The organism is Streptomyces sp. NPDC025784 (assembly GCF_055558435.1).
Window position 1 is genome coordinate 1,372,946 of record NZ_JBVHMN010000001.1, and the last position, 22,232, is coordinate 1,395,177.

15 protein-coding genes are annotated in these 22,232 nt (G+C 71.7%); 8 read left to right on the forward strand and 7 right to left on the reverse strand.

Annotated features, from left to right (window positions below):
- Window positions 1-94 precede the first annotated feature (94 nt).
- Window positions 95-1,705: a hypothetical protein gene (locus ACZ4IF_RS05965; protein ID WP_467559847.1), complete on the forward strand. Its 1,611-nt coding sequence runs from the start codon at window positions 95-97 to the stop codon at window positions 1,703-1,705.
- Between the two features lie 22 nt (window positions 1,706-1,727).
- On the opposite strand, the gene ACZ4IF_RS05970 is transcribed toward ACZ4IF_RS05965, so the two are convergent.
- On the reverse strand, window positions 1,728-2,141 hold the full coding sequence (locus ACZ4IF_RS05970) for an organic hydroperoxide resistance protein (protein ID WP_467559849.1): 414 nt from the start codon (window positions 2,139-2,141) through the stop codon (window positions 1,728-1,730).
- A 122-nt stretch (window positions 2,142-2,263) separates the two neighbouring features.
- Here ACZ4IF_RS05970 and ACZ4IF_RS05975 point away from each other — a divergent pair, with 122 nt between their 5' ends.
- The gene (locus ACZ4IF_RS05975; RefSeq protein ID WP_467559851.1) at window positions 2,264-2,761 is read left to right on the forward strand and encodes a MarR family winged helix-turn-helix transcriptional regulator; all 498 of its coding nucleotides are present in this window, start codon (window positions 2,264-2,266) and stop codon (window positions 2,759-2,761) included.
- Between the two features lie 4 nt (window positions 2,762-2,765).
- Here the strand turns inward: ACZ4IF_RS05975 and ACZ4IF_RS05980 are convergent, their stop codons facing one another.
- A complete protein-coding gene (locus ACZ4IF_RS05980) occupies window positions 2,766-4,388 on the reverse strand; it encodes a glycosyltransferase family 39 protein (protein ID WP_467559853.1) in 1,623 nt (540 codons plus the stop codon).
- Window positions 4,389-4,625: 237 nt separating this feature from the next.
- Here ACZ4IF_RS05980 and ACZ4IF_RS05985 point away from each other — a divergent pair, with 237 nt between their 5' ends.
- From ACZ4IF_RS05985 to galE, 3 genes are read left to right on the forward strand one after another with little or no spacing between them, the layout of a single operon-like run.
- On the forward strand, window positions 4,626-5,828 hold the full coding sequence (locus tag ACZ4IF_RS05985) for a glycosyltransferase 87 family protein (protein ID WP_467559994.1): 1,203 nt from the start codon (window positions 4,626-4,628) through the stop codon (window positions 5,826-5,828).
- A gap of 54 nt (window positions 5,829-5,882) precedes the next feature.
- Complete coding sequence (locus ACZ4IF_RS05990) at window positions 5,883-7,478, forward strand: glycosyltransferase (RefSeq protein WP_467559855.1); 1,596 nt, start codon at window positions 5,883-5,885, stop codon at window positions 7,476-7,478.
- A gap of 55 nt (window positions 7,479-7,533) precedes the next feature.
- Window positions 7,534-8,514, forward strand: a complete 981-nt coding sequence (gene galE / locus ACZ4IF_RS05995; RefSeq protein ID WP_467559857.1) for a UDP-glucose 4-epimerase GalE — start codon at window positions 7,534-7,536, stop codon at window positions 8,512-8,514.
- 61 nt (window positions 8,515-8,575) lie between these two features.
- On the opposite strand, the gene ACZ4IF_RS06000 is transcribed toward galE, so the two are convergent.
- Complete coding sequence (locus tag ACZ4IF_RS06000; RefSeq protein ID WP_359491493.1) at window positions 8,576-9,223, reverse strand: TetR/AcrR family transcriptional regulator; 648 nt, start codon at window positions 9,221-9,223, stop codon at window positions 8,576-8,578.
- A gap of 161 nt (window positions 9,224-9,384) precedes the next feature.
- Here ACZ4IF_RS06000 and ACZ4IF_RS06005 point away from each other — a divergent pair, with 161 nt between their 5' ends.
- Window positions 9,385-10,305, forward strand: a complete 921-nt coding sequence (locus ACZ4IF_RS06005; protein WP_467559859.1) for an ABC transporter permease — start codon at window positions 9,385-9,387, stop codon at window positions 10,303-10,305.
- 10 nt (window positions 10,306-10,315) lie between these two features.
- Window positions 10,316-11,128: an ABC transporter ATP-binding protein gene (locus ACZ4IF_RS06010; protein ID WP_467559996.1), complete on the forward strand. Its 813-nt coding sequence runs from the start codon at window positions 10,316-10,318 to the stop codon at window positions 11,126-11,128.
- A gap of 60 nt (window positions 11,129-11,188) precedes the next feature.
- Here ACZ4IF_RS06010 and ACZ4IF_RS06015 read toward each other — a convergent pair whose 3' ends face one another.
- The 4 genes from ACZ4IF_RS06015 to ACZ4IF_RS06030 form a co-directional block, all read right to left on the reverse strand.
- Window positions 11,189-12,391 (reverse strand): glycosyltransferase, encoded by a 1,203-nt coding sequence (locus ACZ4IF_RS06015; protein ID WP_467559861.1) that lies wholly within the window; start codon window positions 12,389-12,391, stop codon window positions 11,189-11,191.
- Window positions 12,388-15,279 (reverse strand): bifunctional glycosyltransferase/CDP-glycerol:glycerophosphate glycerophosphotransferase, encoded by a 2,892-nt coding sequence (locus ACZ4IF_RS06020; RefSeq protein ID WP_467559863.1) that lies wholly within the window; start codon window positions 15,277-15,279, stop codon window positions 12,388-12,390. Before ACZ4IF_RS06020 ends, ACZ4IF_RS06015 begins: the two co-directional genes overlap by 4 nt.
- A 37-nt stretch (window positions 15,280-15,316) precedes the next feature.
- Window positions 15,317-15,802: a GtrA family protein gene (locus tag ACZ4IF_RS06025; RefSeq protein WP_467559865.1), complete on the reverse strand. Its 486-nt coding sequence runs from the start codon at window positions 15,800-15,802 to the stop codon at window positions 15,317-15,319.
- A 226-nt stretch (window positions 15,803-16,028) separates the two neighbouring features.
- On the reverse strand, window positions 16,029-20,969 hold the full coding sequence (locus ACZ4IF_RS06030; RefSeq protein WP_467559867.1) for an NAD-glutamate dehydrogenase: 4,941 nt from the start codon (window positions 20,967-20,969) through the stop codon (window positions 16,029-16,031).
- 676 nt (window positions 20,970-21,645) lie between these two features.
- On the opposite strand from ACZ4IF_RS06030, the gene ACZ4IF_RS06035 reads away from it, so the two are divergent.
- A complete protein-coding gene (locus ACZ4IF_RS06035) occupies window positions 21,646-22,212 on the forward strand; it encodes a DJ-1/PfpI family protein (protein ID WP_345640675.1) in 567 nt (188 codons plus the stop codon).
- Window positions 22,213-22,232 lie beyond the last annotated feature (20 nt).

Consider the following 22,232-nt stretch of genomic DNA (forward strand, 5'->3'; position numbering starts at 1 on the left):
TCCGCCCGCCCTGCCGCGCCCGCGTCCGCCCGCGGGCCCGTACCCGGCCCCGCCCGCTCCCATGGCGGGTCCCGGCACCGGCGGGGCGGCTCCGGTGAGCGCCGACGTCCTCGTCCGGCGGGTCGCGCACGGCGCGACCGCGCTGCGCGGCACATCCCTCTGGCGGCCCACCCCGTACCAGCTGTTCGGCGGTCTGTTCTTCCTGGTGATGACGCTGGCGTACTGGCGCGTCCCGCTGTGCTGCGACGCCGGCCAGCACGCGGCCGTCGTCGAACGTCTCAAGGCGCACCTGCTCAGCCCTCGGCACCCGATGGCGGACCTGCCCGGCGCGGGCAGTCCGTACTACTCGCCGTACGCCGTGGCGCAGGGGGCCTTCGCCCGGCTGACCGGGCTGGGCGGCTGGGCGGTGGTACGGCTGTCGGGGCCCTTCAACCTGCTCGTGCTGCTGACGGGCATCGGCCGGTTCGTCCGTGTCCTGACCCCCCGCCCGTGGGCGCCGGTGCTGGGGCTGGGCGCGATGGTGCTGCTGTGGGGCACCGAACGGGCCTGGTGGAGCGGCTATCTCGGACTGATGTCGATGACGGGCAACCTGGGCTACCCGTCGACGTTCGCCATCGGACTGGCCTTCTGGGCCTGGGCGCTGACGGGCGCGCGCGCCGGGGGGACGGGCGGCCCCGTCCGCTACGTCGGGCCGAGCGGACTCGGCAGCGCCTACGGGTACGCCGGGGTCGGCGCCCTGTACGGGCTGATCGTGCTCGTGCACCCGATCACGTCGATCGCGGCCGTGCTCGGCGCGGTCGCGTTCGTGGCGGGATGGTGGCGCGGGACGGGGACCGGCACCGGACCGGTGGCGCGGAGCGCGGCGGCGGTCGCGGGCCGCTGGCTGCTGGCCGGTGCGGCGGCCCTGCTCGTCGCCGCCTGCTGGCCGTACTTCGACGTGTTCGCACTGGCCGGTGACCGCAGCGTGGACGCGATGCACGAGCGGCTCTACGAAGGGATGCCCGGACACTTCTGGCTCGCGCTGACCGGGGTTCCCGCGCTGTGGCTGCGGGCGCGACGGGCCGGGCGGGAGGCGGGGCACCGGTGGCGTGACCCGTTGGTGCTGATGTTCGCGCTGGAGTGCCTGGCGGTGGCGTACGGCTGGGTCGGCGGGCACTACACGTACGGCAGGATCCTCGGGCTGACGCTGGTGCCGCTCCAGTTCGCGCTCGGAGTGGAGCTGGCGGCGCCGCGGCCGTGGCCCCGGTGGCGGCGCGGCCTCGGTCTGGTGGCGGCGGCGGGGGCGTGCGCCGGTTTCCTCACCGTGCAGGCCGGCGCGGTCGTGCCGCCCGCGCTCGACCCGGTCGGCTTCGACCAGCCGCCGCGGTGGCCGACGTACGCCTGGGCGGCGCAGCACATCGAGCCCGGCGAGGCGGTCATCACCGACGGGTACTACGCCGTGCACCTGATCTCGGGCTACGGACCGGACCTCGCCGCGCCCGCCTGGCCCGACCCCGCCCTGGACGAGGGTGAGCGGCTGCGGCGGCTCGCGGCGGTCCGTTCCTATCTCGACCCGGCGTCGACCCGGGCCGAACGCACCGCCGTCGCCCGCCGGTACCACGTCCGCTGGCTGCTGCTGACGCGCTGGCGGAAGGTTCCCGAGGAGGCGACGGTGGTGGCGTGGAGCCGGGAGACGGGCGAGGTGCTGGCCCGGGTGGGGCCCTGAGCCGTCTCCCACGGCCGGGCGACTACTCGACGACGAGGTCGACCTCGATGTTGCCGCGGGTGGCGTTGGAGTAGGGGCAGACCTGGTGGGCCTGCTCGACCAGCTTGCGGCCGGCGGCCTCGTCCACGGTGTCGGGCAGCTCGACGCGGAGCGTCACCTTCAGACCGAAGCCCTCGCCCTGCTTGCCGATGCCGACCTCGCCGGTCACCGCGGCCTCGCTGACGTCGACCTTCGCCGCGCGGCCGACGAGGCCGAGGGCGCTGGCGAAGCAGGCGGCGTAGCCGGCGGCGAACAGCTGCTCGGGGTTGGTGCCCTGCCCGTTGCCGCCCAGCTCCACCGGCGGGGCCAGCTGGACGTCCAGCTTGCCGTCGGAGCTGACGGCGCGGCCCTCACGGCCGTGGGTGGCGGTGGCGACAGCGGTGTAGAGCGCGTCCATGAAGACCATCTCTCTCAGTCGGGGGATGCCGGGGCGGCCGGTCCGGCCGCCTTGCGAGCACTATTAGAGCACGCAATTCAATTGCACACAACTCAAGGGTTCGCCAGGGCTATCCTTGACCCATGACCGCCACGCCCGCCCCGAGCCCCGAGAACACGTCCGACGACGCCTTCCTCCGCCTCGACGAGCAGATCTGCTTCTCCTTGAACGCCGCCTCGCGCGCCTTCGGGGGCGTCTACCGCGTTCTCCTGAAGGACCTCGGACTCACCTACCCCCAGTACCTGGTGATGCTGGTGCTGTGGGAGCACGGCGAGCAGCCCGTGAAGAAGCTCGGCGAGCACCTGCGGCTGGACTCCGGAACACTGTCGCCGCTCCTCAAGCGCCTGGAGACGGCCGGTCTCGTACGGCGCGAGCGCAGCGCCCGCGACGAGCGCTCCGTGCATGTCCATCTCACCGACGAGGGCGCCGCGCTGCGCGAGCGCGCCCGGGTGGTGCCGCGCCGGATCGCCGCGGCGACGGGCGCCGGCCTGGAGGAGATCCGCGAACTGCGGGCCCGCCTGGACCGGCTGACCGAGGCCCTGGACAGCGCGGCGCTGGAGGAGACCCCGGGCTGCGACTGAGCCGTCAGTCGGCCGGCGAGGTCCTGCGCACGTACAGCCGCAGTGTCACGCCCTCCCGCACCACCTGCTCCCGGGGTACGAACTGCTCGCCGACCACGGCGAGTTTGACCCGCTCGGTCGCGCTGTGCGGGTACCAGGACGGGCTCAGCGCGAAGGGCTCGGCGACCATCCACACCCGGTCGAGCCGGTTCAGCCGGCGACGCAGCTCGTCCGGTCCCGCCTCCTGTCCGTACAGCGTCCCGGACGCCGGGCCGGGCACCCTCAGGGCGACGTCCCGCACCCCGCGGAACCCCCGCGGGTACGCCAGCGCCGAGCGTCGCACGATCGACGGCAGATACAGCACCGGGTCCCCCGGGCGCAGCGCGCGCCGGGCGGCGGCGGAGACGGCGGCGAGATTGTCGGCGCCGTGATGCTCGGGCGTGCGGTCCCGGCGCATCAGGGGCAGTTGGGCGGCGAAGGCGAGGGCGACGGTCAGCACCCCGGTCAGCGTGACGGCGGTGGCACCGGCGGGGCGGGGACGCACACGCCGCCGGACCCCGGCCAGGAGCCGCGCGCCCCTCGCCGCGGACGAGGACCTGAGCCCGGCGTCGACACGCCCCCTCGCGCGGGCGCGCACCCCCGCCCCGGCGATCAGCGTCGCCGCGCGTTCCGCCCCGGCCCCGGCCAGCAGCGGCGCTCCGGCGAGGGCGTACAGCACGTACCGCTCGTCGTAGAGCGGCCAGGCGTGCGAGACCGTCATCAGTACGGCCGGCGGGACCACCGTCAGGGGCAGGGCCACCGCGGGGAGCGAGAGCCCGCCGTACCGGAGCCGTGACGGCCGCACGGCGAGGGCGACGAGGAGCAGGTACGGGACGGTCACCGGCAGCGCCGGGCCCGTGAACGCCCCGAGCAGACGCCCCACGCTGCCCGGACCGGGTGGCGTCAGCCAGGCGACCTGGGCGGACTGTCCCCGCGAGACGAGGACGAGCGGCACCAGCGCCACGACCGCGGCCCCGGCCGCGCACGCCCACCGCGACCACACCCGCGCCCGCACCCGGGCCAGCGCCAGCGTGCCCGCGTGCGCCAGCAGCACGAGCGCCGCCAGTTCGTGCAGCAGGCAGGTGCCGGCCACCGTCCCGCCGTACGCCGCCCACCAGCCGCCCGTCCGCCGGGTCCGTGCCGCCCGGACCAGCAGCAGGGTCGCCCCCACCGCCCCGGCCGCGACGAGCGCGTACGACCGGCCCTCCTGGGCGTAGTGCCCGGCCATCGGCGTGACGGCGTACAGCAGTCCGGCCCACAGTCCGACGCGCGGGCGGCACAGCCGGACGCCGAGCGCGGCGACGCCACCCGCGGCCGCCGCCGCACCGCAGACGGAGGGGAGGCGCAGGGCGAACTCGCCGGGGTGTGCGGCGAGGACGGGGTGCATGAGGAGGTAGTACAGACCGTGCACCGCGTCGACGGTGTGCAGCAGGTGCCAGATCTGCGGCACCGAGCGCTGCGCGACCTGGAAGGTCACCGCCTCGTCCCGCCACATCCCGCCGCGGTCGAGCCCCCAGAGTCCGACCGCGGTCATGACGAGCACGGGCAGCAGGACGGCCACCGCTTCCGGACGTCCGCCCCCGACACGCCTCAGCCACGCACAGACCATGCGCCCAATTTTTTACTATTAACCAACCTATGCGGGGCATTGACGGCGTATCAACTCTGCTGAGGCATTCATGCGGCTTACGATCCGGGCTTGATGAGCACCTTGAAGAGCCCCAGGAAGAGTCCCGGCCACCTGAAGAGCGCACCGGACGGGCAGAGCCCGCCGGACCGGGGGAACGGCCCGCGCGGGCGCCGCCCGTGGGCCGTCGCCGCCGCCTGGCTGGCGACCCGGGCCCTGATGGTGTGGCTGCTCGCGCACGACCACCTCGCGCTGCTCGGCCGGAGCGGAGTCTCGCGCGAGGTGCGCCACCTGTACTTCGGCTGGTACGGCGTCCTGGAACAGGGCGCGTTCCCGGCCGGCGACCACCTGTGGCAGTACCCGCCGGGCGCCGGTCCGGTACTGCTCGCACCCGCCCTGCTGCCGGCGCTGACGTACTTCACGGCCTTCGTGACGCTCACGCTCGCGACGGACGCGGTGATCACATGGGCCCTCACGCGCGCGGGGCGCCGGCCCGGCCGCAGCCTGCGCGGCGCCGCCCTGTGGGTGCTGGCCCTCCCGCTCCTCCTGCATCTGCCGCTGGCCCGGTACGACGTCCAGGTCACCGCCTTCGCCGTCCTCTCCCTGCTCACGCTGACCCGCTCCACGCGCGCGTGCGGCGCGTTCGCCGCGCTGGGTGCCCTGGTGAAGGTCTGGCCCGTGCTGGCGCTGATCGGCACGCCGCGCGGCCGCACCACCCGGGAGGTGTGGACGTCGGCGGCGGTCACCGCGGTCGCGCTGCTCGCCCTTCTCGCCGCCCTCTTCCGCAACTCCTTCGACTTCCTGCGCCAGCAGGGCGGCCGGGGTGTGCAGATCGAGTCGCTCGGCGGAACGGTGCTGGGCCTGGCGCGCCGCGCCGGATGGCCGGGCAGGGCGCGCTACCGGTACGGCGCGATGGAGTTCGTGGGCCCCCACGTCGCCGCGGTCGCCGCGGTCTCGCTGGCCCTCACCGTCGCCGCGTTCGGGCTCCTGCTGCTGTGGCGGGTGCGAGCGCGGCACTGGACGACGGCGACACCGTACGACGCGGCGCTCGCCGCGGTGCTGCTGTTCACGGTGACGAGCCGGGTGATCAGCCCCCAGTACATGGTGTGGCTGCTGGGCCTGTCGGCCGTGTGCCTGACCTCGCGGCACACCACACAACGGCCGGTGGCGGCCCTGCTGGTGGCCGCCACGGCGGTCAGCTCGGTGATCTATCCGGCCCTGTACGGCGAGGTGGTCCACAGCAGCTGGACGGGCTGCGCGCTGATGGTCGTGCGCAACGGCCTGCTGGCGACGGCGACGGGCCTCTCACTGGTGCGGCTGTGGCGGCCGGGCCCCGTCGCGACCCTTCCCGACCCGGCGGCCCCCGACCGGCCTGCCCGTGCGGCCGGCGGAACTCCCGTGCCCTTCCGGGCAGGACACTGAGCACCCTTTAACGGATAATTGCCCGAAACCCCTACGATTCGGGCCTCGGGATCCATGAAACCTCAGCAGCCGCAGGTCAGCGTGGTCGTGATCGGGTACAACGACGCCGTCCACGTCGCGGACGCGGTGCGCTCGGCGCTCGCGCAGGGCCCGGCCGTCCACGAGGTGCTCGCCGTGGACGACTGCTCGACGGACGGCAGCGCGGCCCTGCTCGACGGCCTCGCCGCCGACGAGCCACGCCTGAGGGTGATCCGCCGTACGGTCAACAGCGGCGGTTGCGGCACCCCGCGCAACGACGGGATCGACGCCGCGACCGCCCCGTACGTGATGTTCCTGGACAGCGACGACGTGCTGCCGCCCGGCGCGGTGGACGCGCTGCTCTCGGCGGCGGACGGGCAGCACACCGAGGTCACGGCCGGCCTGTGCGTACGGCGCGAACTGCCCTCGGGCCGCGAGACCCCCTGGGAGCGCGCCCTCTACGCGAGGCCCGCCCTCGTCCCCCACCCCGCGCGGCGCGACCGCCTGGTGCACGACACGCTCTGCGTCAACAAGCTCTATCGCACCGACTTCCTGCGCGAGCACGGCATCCGCTTCCCCGAGGGCCGCTTCCGCTACGAGGACTTCGTGTTCGGCGCGCGCGTCCTGGCCGCGGGACCGCGCATCGCCCTCGTCCCCGACACGGTCTACGTCTGGCACGTACGGCGCGACGCCGACCGCCTGTCCCTCTCCCTCGACCGCGCGGACATCGGCAACTGGCTGGCGCGGACCGAGGCGAACCGGGCCGCCCACGAGATCCTCCTCGGCGCGGGCGAGAAGGGGCTGGCGCGGGCCGTGCACGCCAAGTTCCTCGACCACGAACTGCGGATGTACACGCGCGAGCTGGAGCTGCGCGCGCCCGAGTACCGCCGCGCGTGGTGGGACCACGCGCGCGCGTACCTGGCGACCTTCGACGCGGCCGACCTCACGGTGAACCCGACCGCCCCCGGCCGCCTGGTCGCCCGGGTCGTGCTGGCCTCCCCCGTCCCCCGCGACCTGCCCCGTCTCACGGAGCTCGCGGCCCGCCCGGCCCGGCTGCTCCCGCCGTACGCCCGCGCCGGCGACGCCACGCCCGTCTGGTCGGACGACCTGCCCCGGATCACGCTGGACCACTTCCTGGTGCGCCCCGCCCATCTGCTGCCCGCCGCCGTGGACGCGGAACTGCGGCCACGCGCGCGTGGCACCCGACTGCGGCTGCGTCTGCACGAGCTGTACGGCCGGCTGGCCGAGGCCGGTCCGGCCTCGATGGACGTGGAGTTCGTGCACCGGGACGACGGGCGGGTGGGTCTGCGGCGCCAGGTCCTTCTGCGGCCCGACCGGTACGGCGACCTGTGGTCGGCCGAGGCGCCGGTGGAGCTGTCCGCGCTCGGCGCGGGCACCTGGGACCTGCGGCTGAGGCTCCGCTTCCGCGACGGCTCCACCCGGGACGTCACGGCGCACGCGGTCGCCGGGCGCGGTCTGCTGCGCCGCCGCGCCGTCCCGGACGCCCGTCACGGCGTACTGCTGGTGCAGCCGTACCGCACGCACTCAGGCGCGCTGGCGTTGCGCACCGCGCCCGGATGGAGAGGAATGACCGAAGTGGTGCGTCGCCGCCTCCGCCGCCTGCTTCACTGATACGCGACCGAACGACCCGTGCAGCACCGGGCTCACTGACGAGGGGACGGCCCACATGACCTGGCTGATCACCGGCGGCGCCGGCTACATCGGGGCGCACGTCGTCCGCGCCATGCTGGAGGCGGACGAGCGGGCGGTGGTCTACGACGACCTGTCGACCGGCATCCCGGAGCGCGTGCCGTCCGACGTGCCGGTGGTGATCGGCTCGACCCTGGACGCCGAGACGCTGGCGAGGACGCTCAGGGAGCACTCCGTCACCGGCGTCGTCCACCTGGCCGCGAAGAAGCAGGTCGGCGAGTCGGTGGACCTCCCCCTGCACTACTACCGGGAGAACGTCGAGGGGCTGCGCGTCCTGCTGTCCGCCGTGACCGACGCACAGGTCCCCTCCTTCGTCTTCTCGTCCTCCGCCGCCGTGTACGGCATGCCGGACGTGGACCTGGTGCGCGAGGAGACGCCGTGCGTGCCGATGAGCCCGTACGGCGAGACCAAACTCGCGGGCGAGTGGCTGGTGCGTGCGACGGGCCGTGCCACCGGCCTGTCCACGGCCTCCCTGCGGTACTTCAACGTGGCGGGCGCGGCGACACCGGAGCTGGCGGACACCGGCGTGTTCAACCTGATCCCCATGGTCTTCGAGAAGCTCACGGAGAACGCGCCGCCGCGCATCTTCGGCGACGACTACCCGACCCCCGACGGGACGTGCGTGCGCGACTACATCCATGTGGTGGACCTCGCGGAGGCCCACGTGGCCGCGGCCCGCGCACTGCAGGCGTCCCCCGGCCACGACATGACCCTCAACATCGGCCGCGGCGAAGGGGTTTCGGTCCGCGAGATGATCGACCGCATCAACGCCCTCACGGGCTACGACCGCCCGCCGGTGACCACTCCCCGCCGTCCCGGCGACCCGGCCCGCGTCGTCGCCTCCGCCGACCGCATCGCCACCGAGCTCGGCTGGAAGGCGAAGTACGACGTCCAGGACATGATCACCTCGGCGTGGGCGGGCTGGGTACGCCTGCACCCGGAGGCCAGCCGGTCCTGACCGCCCGCGCCGGGTCCGGCCGCCTCGGGGGTCCGGCCGCGGGGGTCGGGGTACGGCGTGATCACAGCGCCTTGAGCGCCGCGGCCGTGGCGCGGGCCAGGCTGGCCAGGTAGCCCTTGGGCAGCTTGGGTCCGCGGACCACCACCGCCCGCCAGTACAGCGGGCCGGACATCAGGTCGAGCGCGAGTTCCTGGTCGAGGTCCGCGCGCACCTCGCCCCGCTCGGCCGCCGCCGCGACGATCCCGCTGGCGACGCTCTGCTGCCCCTCGCGCAGCGCCTTCTGCATGGCGTCCGCCATATCCGGGTTCCGCGCGGCCTCCGCCTGGAGGTCGGGGATGATCTGGCCGGCCACGGGGTGGCGCAGGGCGCGCGAGGTGACCTCGTACAGCAGCCGCAGATCGCCCTCCAGCGAGCCCGTGTCGGGCGCGGGCAGCCCCTGGACGGCGACGGCCGACACCAGGTCCAGGACCAGATGGAGCTTGGAGCGCCAGCGCCGGTACACGGCGGTCTTTCCGACGCCCGCGCGGCGCGCGATGCCCTCGATCGACATCCGGGCGTACCCGACGGCGGCCAGCTCCTCGAAGACGGCGGCGCGGATGGCTTCCGTCACGTCCTCACGGAGGACGGCCGCGCCGGCCGGGGCCCGGCGGCGCGGGGCCTTGGCGGAGGCACTCGCGGTGGCATCGGCGTTCGTCATGCCGACCAGCATAGGCCGTTACGACGAAACGGTTGCGTTCCGACGTCGAGAAGCCCTACGCTCGCGTTGCGACGATACGGTCCCGTCCCGACGTAAGAAGACGGCAAGAACGACGTAAGACACGTCGAGGCGGACCCCGCTCGCACCCCACCCCCCGAGCGAAAGCAGCGGATGTGAGCCAGGTCCTCGACACGCCGCCCCCGACAGCGACACCGGGCCACCCCTCCGACGACGCCGCGGCGCTCGCCGCCCGGTACGGACTCACCGTCAGCGGCGCCCGCCCGTCCCTGCCCGAGTACGTCCGCCAGCTGTGGGCGCGACGCCACTTCATCACCGCCTTCGCCACCGCCAAGCTGACCGCGCAGTACAGCCAGGCGAAGCTCGGCCAGGTGTGGCAGGTGATGACCCCGCTGCTGAACGCGGCGGTCTACTACTTCATCTTCGGTGTGCTGCTCGGCACCAAGCACGGCGTGCCGGACTACATCCCCTTCCTCGTCACCGGCGTGTTCATCTGGACCTTCACGCAGAGCTCGATCATGGCGGGCACCCGGGCGATCTCCGGCAGCCTCGGCCTGGTCCGCGCCCTGCACTTCCCCCGGGCGGCGCTGCCCGTCTCGTACGCCCTCCAGCAGCTGCAGCAGCTGCTCTTCTCGATGGCCGCGCTGCTCGTCATCCTGCTCTGCTTCGGCGTCCCGCTGAGCTTCTCCTGGCTGCTCGCGGTGCCCGTCCTGGTCCTGCAGTTCACGTTCAACGCGGGCATCGCGATGATCATGGCGCGGATGGGTGCCAGGACGCCCGACATCGCGCAGCTCATGCCGTTCCTGCTGCGCACCTGGATGTACGTCTCCGGAGTCATGTGGAGCATCGACAAGGTGCTCAGCCGCAGCGACCTGCCGCACTGGGCGATGGTCCTCCTGGAGAGCAACCCGGCGGCCGTCTACATCGACCTGATGCGCTTCGCCCTGATCGACAGCTTCCACGCGCACCAACTGCCGCACCACGTATGGGCGCTGGCCATCGGCTGGGCACTCGTCGCGGGCGCCGGCGGCTTCATCTACTTCTGGAAGGCTGAGGAGACTTACGGCCGTGGCTGACACCATCACCCTGACCGAGGACATCCGGCCCCAGGACCCGGCCGCCGCGGCCGAGGCCCGCGTGCCCACCGTCATCGCCGACCGCGTCGACATCGTCTACCGCGTCAACGGCACCGGCGCGGGCCGCGGCAGCGCGACCGCCGCCCTGAACCGCATCCTGCGCCGCAAACAGGCCGAGAAGGCGGCGGGCGTCCGTAAGGTGCACGCCGTCAAGAGCGTCTCCTTCACCGCGTACAAGGGCGAGGCCATCGGCCTGATCGGCACCAACGGCTCCGGCAAGTCGACGCTCCTGAAGGCCGTCGCCGGCCTGCTGCCGGTGGAGAACGGCAGGATCTACACCGACGGCCAGCCCTCGCTGCTCGGCGTCAACGCGGCCCTGATGAACGACCTCACCGGCGAGCGCAACGTCCACCTCGGCGGTCTCGCGATGGGCATGTCCAAGGAGCAGGTCCGCGACCGCTACCAGGAGATCGTCGACTTCTCCGGCATCAACGAGAAGGGCGACTTCATCACGCTCCCCATGCGCACGTACTCCTCCGGCATGGCCGCCCGGCTCCGCTTCTCCATCGCCGCGGCCAAGGACCACGACGTCCTGATGATCGACGAGGCCCTGGCGACCGGCGACCGTTCCTTCCAGAAGCGCTCCGAGGCCCGCATCCGCGAGCTGCGCAAGCACGCGGGCACCGTCTTCCTGGTCAGCCACAACAACAAGTCGATCCGGGACACCTGCGACCGGGTGCTCTGGCTGGAGCGCGGCGAACTGCGCATGGACGGGCCGACGGAGGACGTCCTCAAGGAGTACGAGAAGTTCACGGGCAAGTAGGGCGGGCGGCGCCCGCGCGGCCCTGAGCACCCGCGCGGGCCCGCCTCTCACCCCGGCGGCTCACCTCTCCAGGAAGGCGAACAGGTCCTCCCAGCGGCGCACGATCTCCTCCGCCGCGTAGCGCTGGATGTTCACCCGGGCCGCCTCGCCCATCGCGTCCCGCATCCCCTTGTCGGACATCAGCGTGTCCATCCGGCGCGCGAGTTCGCCGGTGTTGCCGAGGGTGGCGAGCAGACCGTCCTCGCCGTCGCGGATGATCTCGTGCACGCCCGGCGCACAGTCGAACGCGGCGCACGGCACCCCCGCCGCCATGGCCTCCATGACGGCCAGCGGGAAGCCCTCGCCGCGCGAGGGCAGCACGAAGACGGAGCTGTCGCGCAGCGCGCCCGGCACATCGCCCGTCGGGCCCATCCAGTCGACGCTGCCGTCGAGACCCAGCGTGGTGCACCGCTCCTGAAGGATCTCCTCGTCCTCCCCCGTGCCGTAGATCCGCAGCCGCCACTCGGGGTGGTTGGGCGCGACCTCGGCCCAGGCGTCGAGCAGCATGTCGATGCCCTTCTGGTCGTGCAGCCGGCCGATGCTGACCACGGCCTTTTCGGTGCGCGGGGACGGCGTCTCGGGCATGAACGGGATCGGGTTCGGCATGAAGGAGGCGTTGTTCATGCCCTGCCGGATCCACAGATCGGCGTCCTCCCGGGTGAGCGCCAGCATCCGGTCGACGTTCCGGTAGTGCCGCTGCACCCGCCCGAAGCGGGAGGTCTTCCGGCAGTACGCGAACGACTCGTGGCTCATGCCGACGACGAGGAGACCGGTCGTGTCGGCGAGCGCCACCCATTCCATGGCCCACACCTGGGTGACGATCACGACGGCGCCGGGACGCGCGGCCCGGAAGAGCGCGGTCAGCTTGGCTGCCTGCTCGCGCATGCCCTCCGCGCGCGCGGTGCGCCGTCTGCGCTCGGCCACGTCGAGCCGCCCCTTCAGCCCGCGCATGGGTCCGATCTGGGGCGGATGGACGTCGTACAGCGTGGTGGTGGGGTACGCCGTCTCGCCCAGCTCCTGCGGGACTTCGGGCTCGGTGATGCCGACGACGTGCACGCGGTGGCCGCGCCCGGTGAACAGGCGGGCCATCTGGTGCGACCAGCTGGTCACCCCGCCCAGCTCGTCGACGCTGTTGGAGACGATGAAGACGTCCCGCGGACGGTCGCTCGTGCCGGTCGCGACGCTCGCCGCCGGCCGCTCGGTCAGCCACGCCTGGTCGGTCATGCACGCCTCCATTGCGCGAAGAACTGGTCGACCACGCTTCGGGCCGAGGTCCCCTTGTCGTACTCCCCGAACTCGGCGGTGAACTGCTCACGCGCCGCCGCGTACTTGACCGTCTGCTCCTCCAGCGAGCCGAGGACGGCGTGCAGTTCGTCCTCGGTGCGCACCACCGGACCGGGCGCGCGCTCCATCAGGTCGAAGTAGGTGCCGCGGCCCTCGTTCACGTACTCGTCGTAGTCGTAGGCGAAGAAGAACATCGGCCGGTCCAGCAGGGCGTAGTCGAACATCACGGACGAGTAGTCGGTGATCAGCCCGTCGGCGAGGGCCAGCAGCGGGGTCATGTCGTGGTGCGCGGTCACGTCGACGACCCGGCCGCGCACGGAGGGTGGAAGCACGACGTGGTTCAGGTAGTGGGAGCGCACGAGGAGGACGTAGCGGTCGCCGAAGGTGTCGGCGAAGCACTCGACGTCGAAGGGCAGTTCGAACCGCCGGGGTGCGCCGCCGTGCTGCCGGAAGGTCGGGGCGTACAGCAGGACCTGCCGGTCGTCGGGGATGCCCAGCTCGGCGGCGAGCGGCCCGCGTACGCGCCGCCCCGACGACACCTCCAGTTCCCTGGTCCGCACCAGTTCGTCGTTGCGCGGGTAGCCGACCCGCAGCAGGGTCCGTTCCTGGAGCCGGAACGCCCGTGCGAGCGTGCGCACATCGTGCTCGGAGCGGATCAGGAACCGGTCGAAGCGGTCGAGGACCCGCTGCTGGACCTCCTGCTGCGCACGGGACTTGAGTTTCCAGCCCGGTTCGTCGAAGCCCATCCGCTTGAGCGCCGAGCCGTGCCAGGTCTGGATGTACGTCGTCTCCGGGCGTTTGGTGAGCTTCAGCGGATAGCTCTGGTTGTCGACCCAGAACTCGGCCTGGGCGAGCGCCTTGAGGTACGGCAGGGACCAGCGGCGTACGAGCGTGGCGTCGGCGGGGAATCCGTCGGGACTGCCCGCGTACGACCAGACGGCCTCGAACCGGAGGTCCTGGCGGCGCATCTCCTCGTACACGGCCTTGGGGCTGTCGCTGTACTGCCGGCCCAGGTGGCTCTCGAAGACGACGAGACCCTTGCGGACCGGCAGTCTGGTGAACACCTCGTGGTACAGCCGGATCTTGGTGTCGCCGGAGGTGAGCCGTTTGCGCAGGGACTTGGCCTTGCGGTAGCGGGACTTGGCGAGTCGGGCGACCTTGCCGTGCACCTGTCTCTGGAGGAGTTGGTTGGCCTTCTTGTCCGGGACCAGCCGGAAGGCGAGGTGGCCGCGCGAGGAGATCACCGGCTCGATGCGGTCGGCCACCAGCCGGGTGAGGCGGGGGCGCACCGGCACCCGGCCGGCGAACGGGCCGGGGCCCGCGGCCGTGAGCCGGGTCGAGGTGCGTGCGCCGTCGACGTCCAGGCGCAGACGCACGTCCCACACCGCGTCGACGAGGCCCAGCGGCCGCAGGGCCGTCAGGTCCGGCGCGGCCTCCCAGAGAAGGGACTCGCCCTCGTTCCGCACGCTCGCCACGGGGAAGCGGAAGGTCTGGAAGCGCACACCGGCACGGCGGGCGTAGAACTCCAGCTCCGCGGTGAGCCGCGCCCCGGGCGGAACGACACCGAGCGGGTTGACGATGCGCCCGGCGAGGCGCACGGTGCCGCCCGCCCCCCGGGGTCCCTCGTAGTGGGTGAGCGCGTTGCGCAGGAACATCCTCTCGACCGGCCTGGTGTGATAGCCGAATTCGGTGACGTCCAGGACGTGCCGGCCGAACGGGTCGCCCAGATGCTCGGCGCACCAGTACACCCGCCCGTCGCGCTCCACGAGCGAGGAGGAGATCTTGTCGCGGTTGGTGAGCGTGTCCACGGCGGGCAGCAGATTGTCCCAGTCGCCCATCTGGAGGAGATAGGCGCAGATGGCGTGGATGGGCTCGGCCTCGTCGAAGGCGGCCCGGTCGATCGACTCCAGGTACTGCCGCGCGATCGCGGCGAACTCCCGCCGGTACGGCGCGTCGCGGGAGGGCAGCTCCCGCAGGTGCAGCACCAGGTCGTGCTTGAGGAACTTCACGTCCTTGGCGAACTTCAGCTCCAGCATGCCGCGTTCCGCGAGGAGCCGGTCCACCCGGCGGTGGATCTCCATGCGGTGCGCGAAGTTGGCGATCTCGTCGCGCCGGTTGCTGATGGACCGCGCCGCCGTCCCGGCCGGCGTCTCCACGACCCGCCATTCGTAGACCCGGTTGGGGATGAGCGTGATGCGGCGGGCTGCGGCATAGGCCTGGGCGGAGAAGAGCAGGTCCTCGTAGTGGATGCCGACCGGGAACTCCAGCCGTTCGTCGAGCAGGAACCGCCTGCGGTAGCACTTGTTCGTCGACAGGGTGTCGAAGACCATCAGGTCGGGCAGCTCGGTGATCGACTCCAGGGTGCGGGTGCGCTCGTACAGCCAGGGATACCACTTGACCTGCTTGCGCGTGCGCGAGTCGACGTGCACCCGCACGCACAGGCCGGAGACGAGGTCGGCGCCGGTGGTCTCGGCGGCCTCCAGCATGTTGCGGCAGGCGTTGCGTTCCAGCACGTCGTCGCTGTCGAGGAAGAGGACGTAGTCGCCACGGGCCTCGGCGATGCCGCGATTGCGGGGGGCGCCGCAGCCGCCGCTGTTCTCGGGCAGGCGGAACACGCGGACGCGGTCGGGGTGCTGGGCGGCGAGCAGCCGCGCCGTCTCGTACGAGCCGTCCGTGCTGCGGTCGTCGACGATGACGACCTCGACGCCGTGCAGTGTCTGGTCCAGGACTGAGCGCACGGCCGTGGGCAGTCGGTCGGCGTCGTTGTAGACGATGACGACCACGGAGACGGCGGGGCCGGCCGGCGCGCGACATTGATCCACATTCATCCTATTAATCGTAGACACAATGTCCCGCTGTGCGCCGTTATCGCCCGTGCTTCGCGTGTTGGAAGACCCAGGTCCGGTACACCACGAAGCGGAAGGCCGACGCCAGCACGATCGACAGCGCCTTCGCGACGTTCGAGGCGAGCGGACCGCTCATCCCGAAACCGTGGTAACCGCGGTAGAACAGGGCACTCTCCATGGCCACACCGAGACCGCTGAACGCGAAGAAGAGGACGATCTGCCGCGTGGTGCGCGAGGCGCGGTCCCGATAGGCGAAGAACCGGAATCCGAGGTAATTGCTGCCCATGGCGACACAGCTGGCGATCACCGTGGCGACCATCGGGGGCCACACCAGGCCGTGCAGCAGCAGATTGAAGAAGAGGATGTTGACCGCGACACCGCTGCCGCCGACCACCGAGAACCGGACCACCTCGAGGGCGAGCCGGCGGGTGCGCACGAACGGCCTGGAGCGGGGAGCGGGCACGGCCGCGACCGGGGCCCGCCGCTCGGTGAGATGCACTGTCACGGGTCCGAGTCCTCCAGCCAGCCGTCGACGATCGGGCCAAACCTAACCCAAATGTCGTATTTAGCATGAATAGCCAAATTCAGGGCTCGATTCCCTTCGGACGTCGGAAAGAAAAGCCCGATCAGGCCGCGCCGGAAAACACGAACGGGGGCGCCCCGGACCTCGTACGAGATCCGGGGCGCCCCCTCGGCGTATCGCCGTGTCGCCCTGCGCCCTGAGGGACGGCCTACGAATGCGTCCGCATCAGCGTGCGCATCGTCCGCATCGCCACCGACAGGTTCGCCAGGTCGAACGCGTCCGAACCCTGGATCTCCTCCAGCGTCGTGCGTGCCCGGCCGAGGATCGCCGCGTTCTTCTCCTCCCAGGCCTTGAAGCGCTGCTCGGGAGTCGCGGAGTCGCTGCCCGCGGCCAGGACGTCCGCCGTCAGGGCCGCGTGCGCCGCGTACAGGTCCTCACGGATCGACGCACGGGCCATGGACTGCCAGCGGTCCGCGCGGGGCAGCTCGATGATGCGGTCCATGAGCTGGGTGATGCCGAGGCGGTCGGCGAGGTCGTAGTACACCTCGGCGACGGACATCGGGTCCTTGCCCGTCCGGTCGGCCACCGCGACGATGTCCAGCGTCGGGAAGGCCGAGGAGAACCCGGCCACCCGGGTGGCCAGTTCGTCCGGGACACCCGCGCCCGTCAGCTCGTCGTAGATCTGCTGGTACCACTCGAGGTCGGCACCGCGCAGCAGCTTCGGCAGCTCGGACCAGACCTGCTCGACGCCCTCGCTGAAGAAACCGATCGTCTCGGCGAGCTGGAGCGGCTGCGGCCGGTTGTTGAGCAGCCAGCGCGTGCCGCGCTCCACCAGACGGCGCGAGTGCAGCCGGATACGGGTCTGGATGTCGGCGGCGACGATGTTGTCGAGCGCCTCCACCGCGTCCCACACCTTGCTCGACTCGAAGATCGCGCGGGCCGCGGTCTGCGCCCGGACGATCTCCTCCAGCGACGCGCCGGTCTCCTCGCGCAGCCGGTGCAGGAAGCTCGTACCGCCCGTGTTGACCGTGTCGTTGACCAGGACGGTCGTGACGATCTCGCGGCGCAGCGCGTGCCCGTCGATCTGCTCGCGGAGCTTCTCGCGCAGCGCGCTCGGGAAGTACGCCAGCAGCAGCCTCTCCAGGTGCGGATCGTCCGGCAGCGACGTGGCGAGCAGTTCCTCGGCGACCGTGATCTTCGTGTAGGCGAGAAGGACGGCCGTCTCCGGGCCGGTCAGGCCCAGCCCGGCGACCATCCGTTCCCGGATCTGCCGGTCGCTGGGCAGGAACTCCAGCGCCCGGTCGAGGTGACCCTCGCGCACCAGGTGGCGGATGAACCGCTGCTGGGCGTGGAGCATGCTCGGCGACTGGGCCAGCGCGTTGGCGATCGCCACGTTCTGCGCGTAGTTGTTGCGCAGGACCAGCGCGCCGACCTCGTCGGTCATCTCGGCGAGCAGCTTGTTGCGCTGCTTGACCGTCAGATCGCCGTTGGCCACCACCGCGTTGAGCAGGATCTTGATGTTCACCTCGTGGTCGGAGGTGTCCACGCCCGCGCTGTTGTCGATGGCGTCGTTGTTGATCTTGCCGCCCTGCTGGGCGAACTCGATCCGGCCGAGCTGGGTCAGACCCAGGTTGCCGCCCTCGCCGACGACCTTGACGCGCAGGTCGGCGCCGTCCACGCGGATGGCGTCGTTGGCCTTGTCACCCACGTCGGCGTGCGACTCCGCGGACGACTTCACGTACGTGCCGATGCCGCCGTTCCACAGCAGGTCGACCGGCGCCTGGAGGATCGCCTTCATCAGGTCGGCCGGGGTCATCTTGGCGACGCCCGGCTCGATGCCGAGGGCCTCACGGATGTGCGCGTTGACCGGAATGGCCTTGGCGGTGCGCGGGAAGACGCCACCGCCGGCGGAGATCAGCTCGGTGTCGTAGTCGGCCCACGAGGAGCGCGGCAGCTCGAACAGGCGGCGGCGCTCGGCGTACGAGGTCTCCGCGTCCGGGGTCGGGTCGATGAAGATGTGCCGGTGGTCGAACGCGGCGACCAGACGGATGTGCTCGGAGAGCAGCATGCCGTTGCCGAACACGTCACCGGACATGTCGCCGACGCCGACGACCGTGAAGTCCTGCGTCTGGGTGTTCACGCCCAGCTCCCGGAAGTGCCGCTTGACGGACTCCCAGGCGCCACGGGCCGTGATGCCCATGCCCTTGTGGTCGTAGCCGGCCGATCCACCGGAGGCGAAGGCGTCGCCGAGCCAGAAGTTGTAGCTCTCGGCGACCTCGTTGGCGATGTCCGAGAACGTCGCGGTGCCCTTGTCGGCGGCGACGACGAGGTACGTGTCCTCCCCGTCGTGACGCACCACGTCGACCGGCGGCACGACCTCCCCGCCGACCATGTTGTCGGTGATGTCGAGCAGCGCGGAGATGAAGGTGCGGTAGCTCCGGATGCCCTCGGCCAGCCAGGCGTCGCGGTCCACCGACGGGTCCGGCAGCTGCTTGGCGACGAAGCCGCCCTTGGCGCCGACCGGCACGATGACGGTGTTCTTCACCATCTGTGCCTTGACCAGGCCGAGGATCTCCGTACGGAAGTCCTCACGGCGGTCGGACCAGCGCAGACCGCCTCGCGCGACCTTGCCGAAGCGCAGGTGCACGCCTTCGACGCGCGGCGAGTACACCCAGATCTCGTACGCCGGCCGCGGCGCCGGCAGGTCCGGGATGGCGGTCGGGTCGAACTTCATCGAGACGTACTCGTGCGGCTTGCCGCCGAGCGCCTCCTGGAAGAAGTTCGTCCGCAGGGTCGCCTTGATGAGGTGCAGGAAGGACCGCAGGATCCGGTCCTCGTCGAGCGAGGCGACCTGGTCGAGCGCGGCGTCCAGCTCCTCCAGCAGGGCGTCCGTCAGCTCGACGCCGGCGCGCTGGCGGTCCGGCGACATCCGCGCCTCGAACAGCGAGACCAGCAGCCGGGTGGTGTGGACGTTGTTGCGGAGGGTGTTCTCCATGTAGTCCTGGCTGAAGGTGGATCCGGCCTGGCGCAGGTACTTCGCGTACGCGCGCAGCACCATCGCCTGCCGCCAGTTCAGCCCGGCGCTGAGCACGAGGGCGTTGAAGCCGTCGTTCTCGGCCTCGCCGGTCCAGGTGGCGGAGAAGGCCTCCTGGAACCGCTCGCGGCCGTCGTCGCCGAGGGCGTCGCCGTTGCCGTTCGCGGACTTGGGCAGGCGCAGCCCGAAGTCGTAGATCCAGGCCGTCGTACGGTCCGAGCAGCGCAGCTCGTACGGGCGCTCGTCGGTGACCTCGACGCCCATGCGGTTGAGGGCCGGGAGGACCGCGGAGAGCGAGACCTGCTCGCCGGTGCGGTAGATCTTGAAACGGCGCTCGCCGGGCGCGGCGCCCACCGGCTCGTACAGGCTGAGCGCGAAGTCCTTGCTCGCGTCCTGCGTGAGCGCCTGGAGGTGGACCAGGTCGGCGACCGCGGCACGCGGGGTGTGGTCGGCCTTGTAGCCCTCGGGGAACGCGTTGCCGTAGCGGCGCAGCAGTTCCGCGGCGCGCTCCTCACCGCACTCGGCGGTCAGGGCCTCCGCGAAGCCGTCGGCCCAGGAGCGGGCGGCCTCGACGAGCCGCGCCTCGATGCGGTCCTTGTCGTTGTCGGACAGCTGCGGGAGCTCGGTGCCCGGCTCGACCCGGACCACGAAGTGCAGCCGGGACAGGATCGACTCGGTGTTCCAGGCCGTGAAGTCGACGCTGGTGCCGTGCAGCTCCTCCTTCAGGATGTCGATGATCCGCAGGCGCACACCGGTGGTGTAGCGGTCGCGCGGCAGGTAGACGAGGGCCGAGTAGTAGCGGCCGTACTCGTCCTGGCGCAGGTAGAGCCGCAGCCGGCGCCGCTCCTGGAGGTACAGGACGGACGTGACGATCGAGCGGAGCTCGTCCACGGGCGTCTGGAACAGCTCGTCGCGCGGGTACGTCTCCAGGATCTGGAGCAGGTCGCGGCCGTCGTGGCTGTTGGGCGAGAAGCCCGCGCCCCTGAGGACCTCCTCGACCTTGCGGCGGATGACCGGCACCCGGCGCACGGACTCGGTGTAGGCGGCGGACGAGAACAGGCCCAGGAAGCGCCGCTCCCCGACCACGTTCCCCTGCTCGTCGAACTTCTTGACGCCGACGTAGTCCAGGTACGACGGACGGTGCACGGTCGCCCGGCTGTTCGCCTTGGTCAGGACCAGCAGCTTGTGCTCCCGGGCCTTGGCGCGCGCGTCGGCGGGCAGCCGCTCGAAGGACGGGCTGACCGGGTGGCTGTCCTCGCCCGCGTGGTGCGGGTCGGAGCGCAGGATGCCGAGGCCGGTGCCCGGCACGGCGGCCAGCGAGTCGTCGTCGCGAAGCTCGTACTCCCGGTACCCCAGGAAGGTGAAGTGGTCGTCCGAGAGCCAGCGCAGCAGCTCACGGGCCTCCTCGACCTCCTGGTCGCGCAGGTCGCCCGCGGTCGGCTCGGCGGGCAGCTCCTCCGCGATGCGCAGCGCGGAGTCGCGCATCTTCTCCCAGTCCTCGACCGCCTCGCGGACGTCGGACAGGACGCGCAGCAGGTCGGAAGTGATCTGCTTCAGGTCGGCACGGTCGGTCTCACGGTCGATCTCGACATGGATCCACGACTCGACGTGCGCGTCGTGCGGCAGCTCCTCGGCGGCCGGACGGGCGGGCAGCACCTCGATGAGCCTGCCGGTCAGATCGCGCCGCACCACGAACTGCGGGTGGATGACGACGTGGATGCCGCGCCCCTGACGGGACAGCTCGTTGGTGACCGAGTCGACGAGGAAGGGCATGTCGTCGGTGACGACCTCGACGACGGAGTGGCTGCAGGTCCAGCCGTTCTCCTCGACGGTCGGCGTGTGGACCCGCACGTTGGCCGTGCCCTGTGGGCGGTTCTCGGCCAGCCGGTAGTGCGAGAAGGCGGCTCCGAAGACATCGACCGGGTCACGGTCGGTGAGGTCCTCCGGGGCTGTGTGCAGGTAGTAGCGCTGGAGGAACGCGAGCACGGTGTCCCGGTCGGGGGTGCCCTCGCCCGTCGTCCCAGTCGGTAGGTGCCCCCCGACCGGGCTGTTCTCAGCTACCCGGGCAGCCCGTTCGAGCAGCTCGGCCTTGGCTTCGTCCAGCTTGGTCTGCATTGTCCTCTGGCTCCTGTCGCGCGCCGTTGCGTGACGTTGATGGAAGTACGGTCTCGGTGCTTCCGGCATGACGCCGTGACGCGGGGTGTCCGGTCTGGTCCGACGCTATGCCGCAAGATGAGATGGGCGGGGGGTTATCGGTCATTCTCGACACCGCCGGGGACTGTGACACCGCTCTCGTCGGCGTCCGCTCCCGGGGCGTCCTCGACGCACGGAGGGCACGCGGCCCGCTCGCCGTCGTCCTGTCCCGCCCGCGAAGATCAGCGATTGCCGCCCGGTCACGGATGTGGTCCGTGCTCTCCGGGCGCGGGGCAGGGGCGACGATGCCCCCGCGAGATATCGCGCTGATCACGCCACAAGGCTATCGCCCCCTACCCCGCACCCGTCATGAGCCGTATGTGTACAAAACCGGGGGTGGAACTTTGACAGTATGCACAGGGACGAAAGGGGCGAGGGCATGCAGTGAGGGCGGAGACGGGGGTGACCGGCCGGGCTCCGGGACGCCTCCCCGCGGCCGGAAACGCACCCCCGGCATGCGGCCGGAGACGCGCCGGCGCCCTCTCGGCACGGCCCCCCTTCGGCCCCACGCTGTCAGGACGGCCGCCGGGGACGGCAGCACAATGGACGTGGGACATGGCTGACGCACGACTCGGACACGGCGAGGGGAGCGGCCGACATGACTACGAAGATCCTGATCGTCACGGGCGACGCGGCGGAGTCGCTGGAGGTCCTGTACCCCTACCAGCGCCTGCGCGAGGAGGGCTACGAGGTCGACATCGCCGCCCCCACCCGCAAGCAGCTCCGGTTCGTGGTCCACGACTTCGAACCCGGCTTCGACACGTACACGGAGAAGCCCGGCTACACCTGGCCCGCCGACCTCGCCTTCGCCGAGGTCGAGCCCAGCCGGTACGCCGCTCTCGTCATTCCCGGCGGGAGGGCACCGGAGTACCTCCGCAACGACCCGGAACTCCGCAAGATCCTCAAGTCCTTCTTCGACACCGACAAGCCGGTGGCCCAGATCTGCCACGGGCCCCTGCTGACGGCTGCCGTGGACGGCCTGCGCGGGCGGCGGGTCACGGCGTATCCCGCGCTGGAGCTCGACATGCAGGCGGCCGGGGCGACCTTCCAGGACGCGGAGGCCGTGGTCGACGGCACCCTGGTCTCCTCCCGCGCCTGGCCGGACCACTCCAGCTGGATGCGGGAGTTCCTGAAGGTGCTGCGCGCGAAGGCACCGGCGAGCTGAACGGAGACCGACGAGGCGGA